This window comes from Mesorhizobium sp. Arg314, from assembly GCF_053714275.1.
Genome location: NZ_JBSKBP010000020.1, coordinates 85,199 through 99,264 on the forward strand (window position 1 = coordinate 85,199; position 14,066 = coordinate 99,264).

Annotated in this window: 14 protein-coding genes and 1 riboswitch; of the genes, 5 read left to right on the forward strand and 9 right to left on the reverse strand. The window is 64.0% G+C overall.

The features are described from left to right. The 4 genes from ACWGS9_RS21220 (at position 1) to ACWGS9_RS21235 (ending at position 4,199) form a co-directional block, all read left to right on the forward strand. The gene (locus ACWGS9_RS21220; protein ID WP_454507080.1) at positions 1-966 is read left to right on the forward strand and encodes a type II secretion system F family protein; all 966 of its coding nucleotides are present in this window, start codon (positions 1-3) and stop codon (positions 964-966) included. A 1-nt stretch (position 967) separates the two neighbouring features. Then, positions 968-1,930 (forward strand): type II secretion system F family protein, encoded by a 963-nt coding sequence (locus ACWGS9_RS21225; RefSeq protein ID WP_320307256.1) that lies wholly within the window; start codon positions 968-970, stop codon positions 1,928-1,930. A 304-nt stretch (positions 1,931-2,234) separates the two neighbouring features. Continuing rightward, on the forward strand, positions 2,235-2,708 hold the full coding sequence (locus ACWGS9_RS21230; protein ID WP_454507081.1) for a hypothetical protein: 474 nt from the start codon (positions 2,235-2,237) through the stop codon (positions 2,706-2,708). A 318-nt stretch (positions 2,709-3,026) separates the two neighbouring features. Continuing rightward, entirely contained in the window at positions 3,027-4,199 is a 1,173-nt protein-coding gene (locus tag ACWGS9_RS21235; protein WP_454507082.1) for a GGDEF domain-containing protein, read from the forward strand. A 112-nt stretch (positions 4,200-4,311) separates the two neighbouring features. Here ACWGS9_RS21235 and gcvP read toward each other — a convergent pair whose 3' ends face one another. Genes gcvP through gcvT form a run of 3 tightly spaced genes read right to left on the reverse strand, consistent with a single transcriptional unit; the run spans position 4,312 to position 8,613 of the window. After that, positions 4,312-7,119 (reverse strand): aminomethyl-transferring glycine dehydrogenase, encoded by a 2,808-nt coding sequence (gcvP, locus tag ACWGS9_RS21240; protein ID WP_454507083.1) that lies wholly within the window; start codon positions 7,117-7,119, stop codon positions 4,312-4,314. A 16-nt stretch (positions 7,120-7,135) separates the two neighbouring features. Then, positions 7,136-7,504, reverse strand: a complete 369-nt coding sequence (gcvH, locus tag ACWGS9_RS21245; RefSeq protein ID WP_454507084.1) for a glycine cleavage system protein GcvH — start codon at positions 7,502-7,504, stop codon at positions 7,136-7,138. Between the two features lie 8 nt (positions 7,505-7,512). Continuing rightward, positions 7,513-8,613 (reverse strand): glycine cleavage system aminomethyltransferase GcvT, encoded by a 1,101-nt coding sequence (gene gcvT, locus ACWGS9_RS21250; RefSeq protein WP_454507085.1) that lies wholly within the window; start codon positions 8,611-8,613, stop codon positions 7,513-7,515. A gap of 149 nt (positions 8,614-8,762) precedes the next feature. Further along, positions 8,763-8,849, reverse strand: a riboswitch (glycine riboswitch). 404 nt (positions 8,850-9,253) lie between these two features. On the opposite strand from gcvT, the gene ACWGS9_RS21255 reads away from it, so the two are divergent. Then, on the forward strand, positions 9,254-10,258 hold the full coding sequence (locus ACWGS9_RS21255; RefSeq protein WP_454507086.1) for a hypothetical protein: 1,005 nt from the start codon (positions 9,254-9,256) through the stop codon (positions 10,256-10,258). Here the strand turns inward: ACWGS9_RS21255 and ACWGS9_RS21260 are convergent. The 6 genes from ACWGS9_RS21260 to ACWGS9_RS21285 form a co-directional block, all read right to left on the reverse strand. Beyond that, entirely contained in the window at positions 10,255-10,680 is a 426-nt protein-coding gene (locus ACWGS9_RS21260; RefSeq protein WP_454507087.1) for a GNAT family N-acetyltransferase, read from the reverse strand. The genes ACWGS9_RS21255 and ACWGS9_RS21260 overlap by 4 nt on opposite strands. After that, entirely contained in the window at positions 10,680-11,471 is a 792-nt protein-coding gene (locus tag ACWGS9_RS21265; protein WP_454507088.1) for a molybdopterin-binding protein, read from the reverse strand. The genes ACWGS9_RS21260 and ACWGS9_RS21265 overlap by 1 nt, the downstream gene beginning before the upstream one ends. Position 11,472: 1 nt before the next feature. Beyond that, complete coding sequence (locus ACWGS9_RS21270) at positions 11,473-12,345, reverse strand: cytochrome b/b6 domain-containing protein (protein WP_454507089.1); 873 nt, start codon at positions 12,343-12,345, stop codon at positions 11,473-11,475. Positions 12,346-12,443: 98 nt separating this feature from the next. Continuing rightward, positions 12,444-13,121 carry a DUF1345 domain-containing protein gene (locus ACWGS9_RS21275; RefSeq protein WP_454507090.1) on the reverse strand — a complete coding sequence of 226 codons (678 nt, stop codon included), beginning with the start codon at positions 13,119-13,121 and terminating at the stop codon, positions 12,444-12,446. 27 nt (positions 13,122-13,148) lie between these two features. Further along, on the reverse strand, positions 13,149-13,616 hold the full coding sequence (locus ACWGS9_RS21280; RefSeq protein ID WP_454507091.1) for a YaiI/YqxD family protein: 468 nt from the start codon (positions 13,614-13,616) through the stop codon (positions 13,149-13,151). Between the two features lie 63 nt (positions 13,617-13,679). After that, positions 13,680-14,066: S-(hydroxymethyl)glutathione synthase (locus tag ACWGS9_RS21285; RefSeq protein WP_454507092.1), on the reverse strand; the 387-nt coding region annotated here is incomplete at its 5' end.

The following is a 14,066-nucleotide window of genomic DNA, read 5'->3' on the forward strand; positions in this document are numbered from 1 at the left end:
GTGTTGGAGGGTTTCAGCCCAATCTACGTCGTCTACGCGGCAGCGGCGCTCACCGGCATCATGATCGCCGAGGGCTGCTATCTGCTCTATGCCGGGCGCAGCGACAAGCGCGCGGCGATCAACCGCCGCATGAAGCTTGCAGAAAACAAGATCAGCCAGGAGCAGGTGCTGATCCAACTGCGCAAGGAGCGCGGGATCGACGGCGGTGGCTCCATCTTTTCCCTCGACCGCTTCCGCGCCCTGCGCACGCAATCCGGCATGACCACGCCGCTGTCGAGATTCCTGATGATCACATCGGGGATCGCTCTTGCGCTGGCGCTCGTGGCGATCTGGAAGGGCTTGCCGCTCTTGTTCGGCCTGATCCTGCATATCGTGTTGTTGCCGGTGCTGCCGGTGATGGCGATGCGCTTCATGCGCAAGCGCCGGCACAAGCGTTTCGGGATGCAATTGCCTGAGGCGCTGGAGCTGATCACGCGCGGCCTGAAGGCCGGCCATCCGGTGCCGGTGGCGATTGCCATGGTGTCGCGCGAGATGGCTGATCCGATCGGCACCGAGTTCGGCGTTATCGCCGATGAGGTGACCTATGGCTCCGATCTGGTTTCGGCGCTGAACAACCTGTTCGACCGGGTGGGCCACGAGGACCTGCCGCTGTTCGTCACGGCGGTGTCGATCCAGAACAGTTCGGGCGGCAATCTGCGCGAGATCCTCGACGGCCTGTCCACAACGATCCGCGATCGCGGCAAGCTGCGCCGCAAGGTACGCTCCATTTCGACGGAAGGGCGCATGTCGGCTTACATCCTGACCGCGGTGCCGGTGCTTCTGTTCACCGCCATCATGGTGCTGATGCCGCAGTTTTACCAAGATGTCTGGGGCGTGCCGAAGACCTGGTACATGCTGAGCGGCTCCATCATCTGGCTGCTGCTCGGCAACGCCATCATGTTCAAGATGTCGAATTTCAGGTTCTGAGATGGAAGACATCATTCGCTTCCTCGCCTCCCTCGCGCCGACCTCGCCGATGCCGGTTGCCGTGCTGCTTCTGGTGCTGGGCGGCGGCGCTGTCGCCTGGCCGCTGGTGCTCGCCAAGGGCGATCGCAGCGAGGTCAAGCGCCGGCTGAAGGTAGAGGCAACGCAGCCGGTCGAGCAGGCGGAGCCTAAGCCCAAGAAGAACACCAGTGCCGTGCGCGAGAAGGCGGTGAAACGGGCGCAGGAATTCTATGCCAAGAGTGACCCGGAAAATGTCGCGCGGCTGCGCATGAAGCTCATCCAGGCCGGCTATATGGAGCCGCGCGCCGTCGGCATGTTCTTCCTGATCCGTTTCGCCACCTTGGTCGGCGCGGCGCTTGGCGCGTTCCTGGTCAATCATTGGGCGGCGAGCGCCGAGTCGACCATGACCAGCCGCTGGACCTTCATTATCCTGTCGGGGGCCGGCGGCTATTTCCTGCCGGGTCTGGTGCTGACGCAGAAGATTAGGGAAAAGATGCGCGAATACCGCAACGGTTTTCCCGATTTCATGGATCTGATGATCGTCTGCTCCGATGCCGGCATGAGCATGGAGGCAGGCATCGAGCGCGTTTCCAAAGAGCTTGCCAGAAGCTATCCGTCGCTCAGTCAGAACCTGATCCTGGTGTCGCTGGAATTGCGGGCCGGGCGCAGCCTAGACGATGCGCTGAAAGCGCTCGCCGACCGCCTCAGCCTCGACGAGGTGCGCTCCTTCGCCACGCTGCTGCAGCAATCCAAGGAGCTCGGCACCAGCCTGTCGGGCTCGCTGCGCGTCTTCTCCGATGAAATGCGGCACAAGCGCATGTCGCTGGCCGAGGAGAAGGCGCATGCCTTGCCGGCCAAGATGTCGGTTCCGGTGACGGTCTGCATCCTGCCGGTGGTGCTGATGATCGCCATCATACCGATCATCGTGAAGCTGACGGCACACTGAGGATTCAGGTGAGGCCGGTCCGCAGACGGCGGCTTCCTGCGCTGCCGGCCTTCGCCGGCCGAAGCCCTCATGAGTGTCTCCGCCCTGTGAAGGCTACGGCCGGCGTAGGCCGGTTTTCGGAATCCACCGTTTTCGACTCGGCCCGACCTAAATCCAGGCGGCACGTCAGGGCACTGATGCTTGGTTAATACACCCTTGGCGGGCAACCAAAATTTAGCTGCATTTCGGCACCGAAGCTTAATCGCTCCCCTGTATGGTCTTTTCCTGAAGAACGACCCGGCAAATCGGGCGATGGGGCAGGGGCATGCGTCAGAGACTTCCCAGGGCAGCGGCGGCGTTGGCGGCCGTCTTGATGATTACCGGCTGTACGACCAACAACAACGTCGACACAACCAAGACCACAGCGATCCAGCCGGTGGCCAAGGACGTCAGCGCCAACGACCTCGTCGAAGGCAAGGCGCAGTTCCGCGAAGCGAATTTCGGCCTTGCCGAACAGCATTTCCGCAAGGCGGTCGAACTCAAATCCGACAATGCCGAAGCCTGGATGGGGCTTGCCGCGTCCTATGACGAGCTCGGCCGTTTCGACTTCGCCGATCGCGCCTATGCGCAGCTTCTGAAGGTCGCCGGGCGCAAGCCGCAGATCGTCAACAATATGGGGTATTCGCAGCTTCTGCGCGGCAACAAGAAGAGGGCAAGGGTCCTGCTGCTCGAAGCCAAGGCTGCGATGGCCGACCAGACCGTGGTCAATGCCAACCTGGCCCTGCTGAACAAGAGCTAGAGCCTTTCGGGCTTGAAACGCTCCGCCCGAATTCACCGGCCGCCGGTCGAACGCCGTTTCTGCGAAACGGGACGAGTTCCACCGATACAATTTCCCGGCGAGTGTCGTTTTTTCGCGCGGATCGCCTCACGCTCGTGGAAAGAACTGTTTCAATATAAACCAAAAATTTCTAGTCTTCGTGCCTGTCATGTTCAGTAGTGGATGCTTTGTAAACCTTGTCGGAAGGTTGGGTGGAAAGGTTAGCTGAAAACGGTATCTGCGGGCTGCCGTTAACCTAGAATGCAGCGTAACTGACGGCTCCCAAGAGGCTGCGGCTCAATGTTGGATTTCAGTTCGCTCCTGCTCGCGGCAGCGTTGTCTGGCGCATGCCTAAGCGTCACTCTGTTTGCGATCTGGTTCACCGCGCCGCGGGCGCGTTTCGTCCTGACGGTTGCCTGCGGCATGCTCGTGCTCGTTGCGCATGTCGTCCTGTTCTGGCGTTACACCAAGGACGCCGGCCCCTGGCTCTGCCAGTTCGTGCTTGCGCTGCTCAGCCTCGGTTTTCTGGTCATCTGCCTGTCGGCCATGCAGTATCTCGGTTTTCGCGACTACCGTCGCGCAACCGTACCGACGCTGGCTGCGATGGCCGCCTGCGCGATCGTCACTTATCTCGGTTTCGATGGCATCGGCTTCCAGATCACTTACGCGGCCGTGACGGCGCTGCTCGCGGCGATCGGAACGATGTTCTGGATGAAAGGCGATCATGACCGCCGCATCCTGCTGGTCGTCTCCTTCCTCAGCGGAGCCTGCGGCATATCCTTCGCGCTGTGTGGCCTGGTGCTGCTCGTCCAGGGGCAATGGGTGCTTGGCGCCGCGCCCGACAACTGGGCGGAGCGGTTGAACACCGTCATCGCGGTCGCCTGCATGACCGGCCTCGGCGCGCTGACGCTCTCGCTGCACCATCTGCAGGCGCAGATCGAGCTCAAGGCCGAGACGATGACCGATCCGCTGACCGGCCTGATGAACCGCAGGGCGCTCAACGAGCTCTATGGCGATCGCAGCTTCGGTCCGTTCATGGCGATCGCGATGTTCGACCTCGATCATTTCAAGACGACCAACGACGTCTTCGGCCATCCCGTCGGCGATCAGGTTCTTTGCCGTTTCGCAGCGGTGATCAACAAGTACGGCAGGGCGGGTGTCGACGCTTTCCGGCTCGGCGGCGAGGAATTCGCGCTCGTCATGTCGCGCGTGACCCCGGAAAAGGCGCATGACATGGCAAGCCGGATCGGCGTCGCTTTCGGCACCGAGATCGTTGCGACCCATCGTGGCCCGCTGCGCAGCAGCGTCAGTGGCGGCATGGGATTTGGCGGCGCCGACGGCCGGACCCTCGACGAGGTGTTGGCGCAAGCCGACGCGGCGCTTTACGCGGCCAAGCGCGCCGGGCGCAACCGCGTCATCGCCCAGGAGAAAACGGGCCAGCCCGATGCAGGGCCGGCCCTGAAAACCGCCTGAACAAACGCCAGAGCAATTCCAGGAAAAGTGTGAAACGGCTTTCCGTCCGGAATTGCGACAAAAGGGATAGAGCGGTTCGCCGTTTCCGTGAAACGATGAACCGCTCTAGCCTCTACTCCGCGGCGCCGAGATATTCCGACAGCGGCGGGCACGAGCAGACGAGGTTGCGGTCGCCGGCGACATTGTCGATGCGCGACACCGGCGGCCAGTATTTTGCCGAAAGATCCGCATCGCCCGCCGGATAGGCCGCCTCCAGCCGCGAATAGGGATGGGTCCATGTGCCTGCCAGTGCTTCCGCCGCGGTGTGCGGGGCGTTGACCAGCGGGTTGTCGTTGGACGGCCACTCGCCCTTGGCCACTTTCGCCGCTTCGCCGGCGATGGCGATCATCGCCTCGCAGAAGCGGTCGAGCTCGCGCTTGGGCTCGGACTCGGTCGGCTCGACCATCAATGTTCCGGCAACCGGAAACGACATGGTCGGTGCATGGAAGCCGTAGTCGATCAGGCGCTTGGCGATGTCGTCGACGCTGATGCCGGCGCTTTCCTTGAGCACGCGGGTGTCGAGGATGCACTCATGCGCGATGCGGTCGCTCCTGCCCTTGTAGAGGAGCGGGAAATGCGGCGCGAGCCGCGTCGCGACATAGTTGGCCGAAACAATTGCCGTCTCGGTCGCCTGCTTCAGGCCCGAGCCACCCATCATGCGGATATACATCCAGGTGATCGGCAGGATGGAGGCGCTGCCGAAAGGCGCCGCCGCCACGGCATGCGACGAACCTTCCGAGACATGGCCCGGCAGATAGGGCTTGAGATGCGCCCTGACGCCGATCGGGCCGACGCCCGGGCCGCCACCACCATGCGGGATGCAGAAGGTCTTGTGCAGATTCATGTGACAGACGTCGGCGCCGATGTCGCCGGGGCGGGCGAGACCGACCAGGGCGTTGAGATTGGCGCCGTCGAAATAGACCTGGCCGCCATGCTCGTGGATCAGCGCGCAGAGATGGCGCGCGCCTTCCTCATAGACGCCATGCGTCGAGGGGTAGGTGAACATCAACGCCGCGAGGTTCCTGGAGTGCTCGTTGGCCTTGGCGCGCAGATCGTCAATGTCGATATTGCCGTCGTCCAGGCAACGCACAACGACGACAGTCATGCCGGCCATCGCAGCGCTCGCCGGATTGGTGCCATGCGCGGAAGACGGGATCAGGCAGATGGTGCGGTGGCCTTCACCGCGCGCACGGTGATAGGCGCGGATGGCGAGCAGGCCGGCATATTCGCCCTGGCTGCCGGCATTGGGCTGCAGGCTGACGGCGTCGAAACCAGTGATCTCCGACAGCCAGGCCTCCAGGTCGCCGGCCATCGCGCAGTAGCCCTGCGAATGACCGGCCGGCGCGAAGGGGTGCAGATTGGCGACGCTCGGCCAGCTCACCGGCATCATTTCGGCGGCGGCATTGAGCTTCATGGTGCAGGATCCGAGCGGGATCATGGTGCGGTCGAGCGCCAGGTCCTTGTCGGCCAGCCGGCGCAGGAAGCGCATCATCGCGGTTTCGGAGTGGTTCTCGTGAAAGACCGGCTGCGTCAGGAACTCCTTGCCGCGCGGCTTGCCGGGCATCGAACCGCGTTCCGCGCCCGGCTTGGCACCGAAGAGGCCGGCGATCGCCTCGAGATCGGCTTCCGTCGAGGTCTCGTCGAAGGCGATGCCGACATGGTCGGCATCGATGACGCGCAGCAGCCGGCCGGTCTTTTCGGCCGCTTGCGCGAGCGAAGCGGCCTTGCCCTTCACCTCGGCCGTCACCGTATCGAAGCGGCTGGCGCCGAGCACGGAAACGCCTGCGGCCTCAAGACCAGAAGCGAGGCGGTCGGCGAGCCCGTGAATATGGCCGGCAATCGCCTGCAGGCCGGCGGGGCCGTGCCAGATCGCATAGGCAGTCGCCATGTTGGCCAGCAGCGCCTGCGCCGTGCAGATGTTGGAGGTGGCTTTGTCGCGGCGGATATGCTGCTCGCGCGTCTGCAGCGCTAGCCTGAAGCCGGGGCGGCCCTTGGTGTCCGTGGACTGGCCGACGAGGCGGCCGGGCATCAGACGGGTCAGCTTGTCGGAGACGGCGCAATAGGCGGCGTGCGGACCGCCGAAGCCCATCGGCACGCCGAAGCGCTGCATCGGGCCGACGGCGATGTCGGCGCCACGTGCTGCCGGAGCCTCGGTCAGGGTGAGCGCCAGCGGGTCGGCGATGAACACGACCAGGGCGCCGGCGGCGCGGGCCTTTTCGATCGCAGCTTTGTGGTCGCCATAGACGCCGAAGGTGTCCGGCCAGGAGACGAGCAGGGCAGCTGTGTTGTCGTCGATCGTCTCGCCGTCGACCTCGATGCCGAGCGGTTCGGCGCGGGTGCGCACGACATCGAGTGTCTGCGGATGCGGCGTGCCGGCAAGCGCGACCTTGGTGCGCTTGTCGCGGTGGTGGCGCAGCGCAATGCCGACAGCTTCGGCGACGGCGGTGGCTTCATCGAGCAGCGAGGCCGACGCCACCGGCAGGCCGGTGAGCTCGGTGACCAAAGTCTGGAAGTTGAACAGCATTTCCAGCCGGCCCTGGCTGATCTCGGCCTGGTAGGGCGTGTAGGCCGTGTACCAGGCCGGGTTTTCGAACAGGTTGCGCTGGATGACCGGCGGCACGAAGACGCCATGATAGCCGGCGCCGATGAAGCTCTTCAGCACCGTGTTCTTCGCCATGAGCGCCGACAATTCCGCCAGCGCTTCCGCTTCGCTTGCCCGAGCGGGCAGGTTGAGCGGCAGGTCGAGGCGGATCGACCGCGGCACAGCCTGGCTGATCAGCGTCTCGACGGATGGAACGCCGATGGTGGCGAGCATTGCCCTGACGTCGCTGACGCCGGGGCCGATATGGCGGGCGGAGAAGGGAATAGGTGCTGCGGTCATTTCCGAAATCCTGATATCAGCCGATATGGGCTTTGTAGGCGGCCTCATCCATGAGGCTGTCGAGTTGGCTTTCGTTGGAAAGCTTCATCTTCCAGAGCCAGCCGTCGCCGGTCGCCGCCGAATTGACCAGCGAGGGGTCGGCGGACAGTGTGGCGTTGGCCTCGGTGATCTCGCCGTCGACCGGCGCGTAGACGTCCGATGCCGCCTTGACGGATTCGACGACGACGGCGGTGTCGCCCTTGGCGAGCTTGCGGCCGATTTCCGGCAGTTCAACGAAGACGAGATCGCCAAGCTGCTCCTGCGCATAGTCGGTAATGCCGACAGTGGCGACGCCGCCCTCGACGCGGAGCCATTCATGATCTTGCGTGAAATAGGTCTTTGCCATCTGGAAAATCATCCTTTGCGGTAGCGATGTGGGGTGAAGGGCAGGGCAGCGATGTCGACGGGAATTTTCGTCCCGCGGACGTCGGCGAAGAGTTTCGTGCCGGCCTTGGCCAGCGGGGTGTTGACGTAGCCCATGGCGACCGGGTGCCCGGTAGAAGGGCCGAAGCCGCCGGAGGTGACGTGGCCGGCCGGATGGCCGTCGGCATCGATGAGCGCCGCGCCGGCGCGCACCGGCTGGCGCCCGTCGGGCTTCAGGCCAACGCGCTTCTGCGGCGGCCCGCGCTCGAGGATCGAGCGCAGCGCGTCGGCGCCGATGAAATGGCCGGCGGCGCGGACTTCCTTGGAGATTGCCCACATCAGTCCGGCGCTTGCGGGATCGATCTCCGGCGTCAGGTCCTGGCCATGCAGGCAGAGCCCGGCCTCGAGACGCAGGCTGTCGCGGGCGGCAAGGCCGATCCAATGCACGCGCTCGTCTTCCAGGAGTTTGGCCACGAGATCGCGGGCTTCCGCTTCCGGCAAGCCGGTCTCGAAGCCGTCCTCGCCAGTGTAGCCGGAGCGGCTCATGAACCAGTTTTGCCGCGGTTCGATGCCGTGCATGAAGAGCAGCGAGCCGGTCTCGATGCCCGCGCGGGACAGGGCGGCCCATGCCTCGGGACCCTGGATGGCCAGGAAAACCCGGTCGAGCGGTTCCACGCTGGCGTCGAAATCCCCGGCCAGCGCGCGAAGATGCTTTTCGTCCTCGACGGCGTTGCCGGCGTTGGCCACCACCATGAACCGGTCGTCGCCGAGGCGCGTGACGATCAGGTCGTCGATGATGCCGGCCGCCTCGTTGAGGAAGAAGGTGTATTTGGACTGCGAGATTTCCAGCGCGCCGGCGTCAAGCGGGCAGGCGCGGTTCAGCAGCGCCGCGGCGCCCGGACCGCTGACCGCGAACAGCTTCATATGCGAGATGTCGAACAGGCCGGCATGCTCGCGCGCGTGCAGGTGCTCCTTCATCACGCCGGGTGGATAGGTGAGCGGCATCGACCAGCCGGCGAAGGCGCCGAAACGCGCGCCAGCGGCCTGATGCAAATCCTCGAGGGATAGGTGCTTGGTGTCTTCGCCTGTCATGTCTTCTCCAGAGTCGCACGCGATCGACCGCCATTGGCGGCCTATTCGGTGCCCCTCTGTCTGAAGCCTGAGAGACTCGCGCCCCGTAACTCTGTCGGCAGCGCTTACACCTTCGGCGCGGGAAGATTCCCGACTTTCCAGAGTTGTCTTTCCCGTCTACGGTTCTTTTGCCTGAGAGATTTCGGGCGATTTCCCCTTCGGCGACAGCTTGCGCTGCTCTCTCCCGCAAACAGGTAGGACTCAGTCGCCTGAGCCCTCGACGCGCCATCCATAGCCCGTCGGCGACACCTTGTCACCTCCCTGCGACATCTAAAGGTGCGTCGATATTCAGGTGATGCCGGTCTGCAAATGACGGCTTCCTGGGCTTTCGGCCTTCGCCGGCCGAAGCCCTCACAAGTGTCTCCGTCTATGAAGGCTACGGCCGGCGCAGGCCGGTTGTCGGAAACCACCCAGTTTGGTCGCTGCGGGCCCGTCTTCGACTCCGACCCGGCCCGACCTCAATCTCAACACACCTAAAGCGCGCCGCGCCGGCAAGCCTTCGCTAACCACGCCATTTGCCGGTTTCTCAAGATACTTCTGATATGCCTGTCCAAACGACGCATAAAGTTCCCCGGCAGCGGGCGACGGGCAGGGACGGCAAATGGGCGAATTGATCATGAGCGCTCCAGTCGCGGGGCTGATCTCGAAGAACAAGATCACGGCCGAGGACGTGACGATGCTGCGGCGCGAGGTTTTCGCGGACGGCGTGGTGAGCCGCGGCGAGGCGGAGGCGCTGTTCGCGCTCGACGAGACGGCGCGCGACAAGTGCGGCGAATGGGCACCGTTCTTCGTCGAGGCGGTGACCGACTACATCGTCCGCCAGGAAAAGCCGGAAGGCTATATTTCTGAAGAGAACGCTGCCTGGCTGGTCCGCACGATCTCGCGCGACGGCATGGTCGACAGCCGCACCGAGCTCGAGCTGATGGTGCATGTGCTGGAGGAAGCGAAATCCTCGCCGGGACAGCTTTCGGCCTATGCGCTGGAGCAGGTCGCGCATGCGGTGCTCGACGGCAAGGGGCCGCTGATGCATGGCGGCAGCCTGGTTCCCGGCCATATCGCCAAGGCCGAGGTCGATCTCTTGCGCCGCATCCTTTATGCCTTTGGCGGCGACGGCAACATCGCCATCAGCAAGGCCGAGGCAGAGGTCCTGTTCAGGATCAACGACCGGACAGCAGCCGCCGACAACGATCCGTCCTGGAACGACCTCTTCGTCAAGGCGATCGCCAACTATGTCATGTGCTCGGCCGGCTACGAGCCGCCGACGCGCGAGGCGGCGCTGCGCCACGAAAATTTCCTCGATGAAGCGGCGCCGACGCTCGGCGGTTTCTTCAACCGCATGGTCTCGGGCGGGTTCGGTGCGATCCTCGAAGCCTTTCATTCGCCCGGCGACATCGAGGCCGAATGGGAAGCCAGGAATCGGGCCACCGAGGCGCTTGCCCGTCGCGCCGAGACGATCGACGCCGACGAGGCAAAATGGCTGGCCGAGCACGTCGGTGGCGGCCAGCGGCCGCTGCGCGACAACGAACGTGCGCTGCTGACGCTGATCAAGCACGCTTCGCCGGAAATTCATCCGGCGCTCAAGCCGCTGCTGGATAAGGTTGCTTAGACGGCTAACGTCCTGCAAAAAATGACATTGGAATGGCCTTCCGGCCATCCAGCGAGTTCGGCCATACGCTTGAAGCCCGCCTTCTCGTAGAGGCCCGGCGCCTGGAAATTGTGCGTTGAAACCCAGATGCGCCAGACACCCCGCGCGGCTGCCTCCGCGACAAAGGCATCGAGCAGCTTTCTGCCGTGGCCAAGGCCTCGGTGGGCCCTGTCGACCCACATCAGCTCGAGCTCTGCGATGCCGGCCCACGAGTAGCCGGCAGCAATGCCAATAGCATGATCGGCTGCGTCCCGCAGGGCAAAGACGAGGGCACGGTCGTCGTCACGGCCGGTCAGCCCACGGTTGTCTCTGTTAAGACGCTCCTCGATGGCGTCGAGTTCGCCTGCCGCCAGATCGTGCTCGGCCTTCAGGCCAGGGATCATCAAATCCCGCCATACCAGTCGTAGCCATTGTCTTCCCAATAGCCGCCGCGGCCGCCGCCGACATTGGCGAAGCTGTCGACCAGCTCGATCTTGTAGATATATTTGGGCATCTTGTAGCCGAGCTGGCGCTCGACGCGCACGCGCAGCGGCGCGCCGTTCTCGACCGGCAGCGGCTTGCCGTTGAGGCCATAGGCCAGGATCGTCTGCGGATGGCGGGCGTCGATCAGGTCGATGGTGCCGTAATATTTGATATCGCCGGACAGGCTTTGCTCGATCGTGTCGAGGCAGTGGAACATGACGTAGCGGGCCTGCGGCTTCACCACCGCCTGGTCGAGTACCAGCGACAGCGGCGTGCCGGTCCATTTGGCAATGCAGCTCCAGCCTTCGACGCAGTCGTGGCGCGTGATCTGGGTGCGGCTCGGCATGTTCTGGAGCTCTTCGCGGGTCAGCGACAGCGGCTTTTCGACAAGACCTGAAACCTCCAGGCGCCAGTCGGCGAAATTGTTGGCGAGCAGACCCTTGTAGGTGTCGTCGTCGGGCGCTGTGACGCCGTTCGGCCGCTGCGGCTGGCGGATGTCGGCCTCGGTGAATTCCGGCGCCAGCGCGTCGCGACCGGCGAGCAGGCGCTGCGCGCGCCAGGTCAGGCCGTTGGCGTTTTCGAGGAAGCCGCGCAAGCCGCCGCCGATGCCGAGGCCGCTGTCGAAGGCATCGCAACCCGACAGCGCGATGCCGGACAGTCCGAGGCTGCTGGCGGTCAAGAATTTACGGCGACTGATCTGGAATTTTGCCATGTCAGACGCTCCTCTCGGTTGGCTGGTCGTGCTTTGCAGGCGGGTCGGTGCGGTACCAGCCGGTGATGATCGAACGCAGTTCGTTGATCGGGCCGGCGGCGAGGATCATCAGTATGTGGATGAGGAAGAAGAGGACGAGCAGCACCATCACCGAGAAGTGGATGGTGCGCGCCGTCTGCCGGCCGCCGAGGATTTCGTTGAGCCAGGGCAGCACCGAATTCATGCTCGGCGACATGGCCAGGCCGGTGACGATCATCAGTGGCAGAAGCACGAAGAGCACGCCGCCATAAGCCATCTTCTGCAGCGTGTTGTATTCGCGCGTATGATGGAACTTCAGCTTCGCATGGTCGACGATGTCGCGCGGCAGCTTGCGCAGATCAGAGAGGCGAGGGGCGAGGTCGCGGCGGATATGGCCGTTGATGAGGCCGGATATCAGCCAAATCAGCAGTGTTGCGCTGAGCACCCAGGCGAAAAAGAAATGCACCACGCGCGCGGTGCCGAGATCGTAATAGGAGGGAATTGTGGCCCAGGCCGGAAAGGCGCGCTGCGTCTCCTGTCCCGGCGGACCCGACCAGCCGAGCACGCCCGTGGTGTCGAAGCGATGGCCGAAGATTGCGGTGAAACCGCGCGATCCGTTCGCGGTGTTCTCGGCGCCGATCTGGAGAATGGTGTTGTTGAACTCGAAGCCGGACTGCTTGCCGATATAGAGCTGCGGCCGCGCGTTGAAGATCTGCAGGCCGGAAAGCAGCATGAAGAAGAGCGAGAAGGCCCAGATCCAGTGGGTCAGCCGCGTCCAGCGCGATTGCCGATAGATGAGGGTCGTGTCCTTGCCGTCCAGCTTGGGGGCGGACTGGTTGTTGGCGACATTGTCCATCTTGCCTCCGGCCGCCTCACGCAAGCGGCTTCTCAGATCATTGTCTCCCTCTCAATACGCCGCCGCGCAAGGTAATGTTTCATGCGATCACGGATTTATTACGGAGCGCCCAGGCTGACCGCGAGATTGACCGCCGCGGCAACGATCACGGTGTTGAAGAAAAAGGTCAGGATCGAATGGACGAGCACGACCAGGCGCATCTGCGAGGTGGTGATGGCCGTGTCGGCGGTCTGCGCCGTCATGCCGATCACGGCCGCGAAATAAAGGAAATCCCAGCCTTCCGGCCGCTTGCCGCCGGGAAAATCGAGGCCGCCGACCGGCATTCTCCTCTGGGTCTTGTCGTCGATCTCGGCGCCATCCTTCCAATAGACATGCGCGTAGTGCAGCGACGCCATGGCATGGATGGTGAACCATCCGAGCGGGATCGAGAGCATGGCGAAGGCGAGTTGCAGGGGATGCGCTGCGTCCTTTCGGTTGATGAGCAGGAACAGCGAGACGATGGCCGCACCGACGACAAAGAGCGTCACGGCAAAAATCAGAAATACCGGCAGGTCGGTCGCGCGTGCGTTCTTGCTGAGATAGCGGCCGGTAAGGCTCGGCATCAGGGCCAGCACCAGCGCGATATAGCTCACAAAGAACACATTGGCGCCGATGGAGTAGGGGAGCGGCGCGCGCAGCAACAAGGCTGCGAGCAGCGCGACGATGCCGATGGCCGCGGCCAGGGCGAACTGCATGTGCCGATGCATCGGCGTCTTGAGGGATGTATCGTCACCCAAGGCCCGGCCTCCTGAAAGGCGTTCGGATCAGTCCGGTGTGACGGATTTCAAGGCACGCCGCAAGATGCGGTCGAGCTCGCCGAGGAACTGCGACCTGTCCTTCGGCGTGAAGGAGGCATTGAAGCCCCGGCTTTCGCCGGTCTCGCGCAGATGCTGCTTCAAATCGCGCATCGCCACCGCCATGCCGATCGTTTCGGTCGTAAAGGGGCGGCCGGTAGGCCCCAGAACATGCGCGCCGAGAGCCACCGTGCGCGCGGCCAGCGGGATGTCGGCCGTCACCACGACGTCGTTGGCCCTGGCGTTGTCGACAATCCAGTCGTCCGCGGCATCCGCGCCCTTGGAGACGACGACGTTGCGGATCATCGGATCGCGCGACGGCCGCAGGCCGCCATTGGAGACATAGGTCACGACGACCCCGTGACGTTCGGCGACCTTCTCGACCTCGGCCTTGACCGGGCAGGCGTCCGCATCGACGTAGATGATAGGGGCAGGCATCGTCTCTCCAAATGAGCATGGGGCCGGCGTCGGCCGGCCCCATGGCAGAAATATCAGAATTTGTCAGGCCGGCAGCGCCCCGGACCTCTTGGCGGTCCAGGTGGCCATGTAGTCCATCAGGCCGGGGTTGAGGCAATCGTAGGGCTCGAGCCCGATCGACTTCAGCTGAGCGCGAATGCCGTCCATCCGCTTGGGATCGACGCCGGATTCGATGATCGACGAAACGAAGGCGGTGAAGCCCGGCGGCGACCAGCCGTCCTCCTCGAAGCGCTCGGGGTGGATGAAGGACAGGCCCTTGAACGGATGGTCGCGCTCGACCGGGCCATGCATGTGGACGCCGCAGCCGGTGCAGGCATGGCGCTGGATGAGCGCTGCCGGATCGACCACTTTCAGCTTGTCGCCGTTCTCCGTGACCGTGACGTCGCCCGTGCCGGCAACGGCCACCACCGA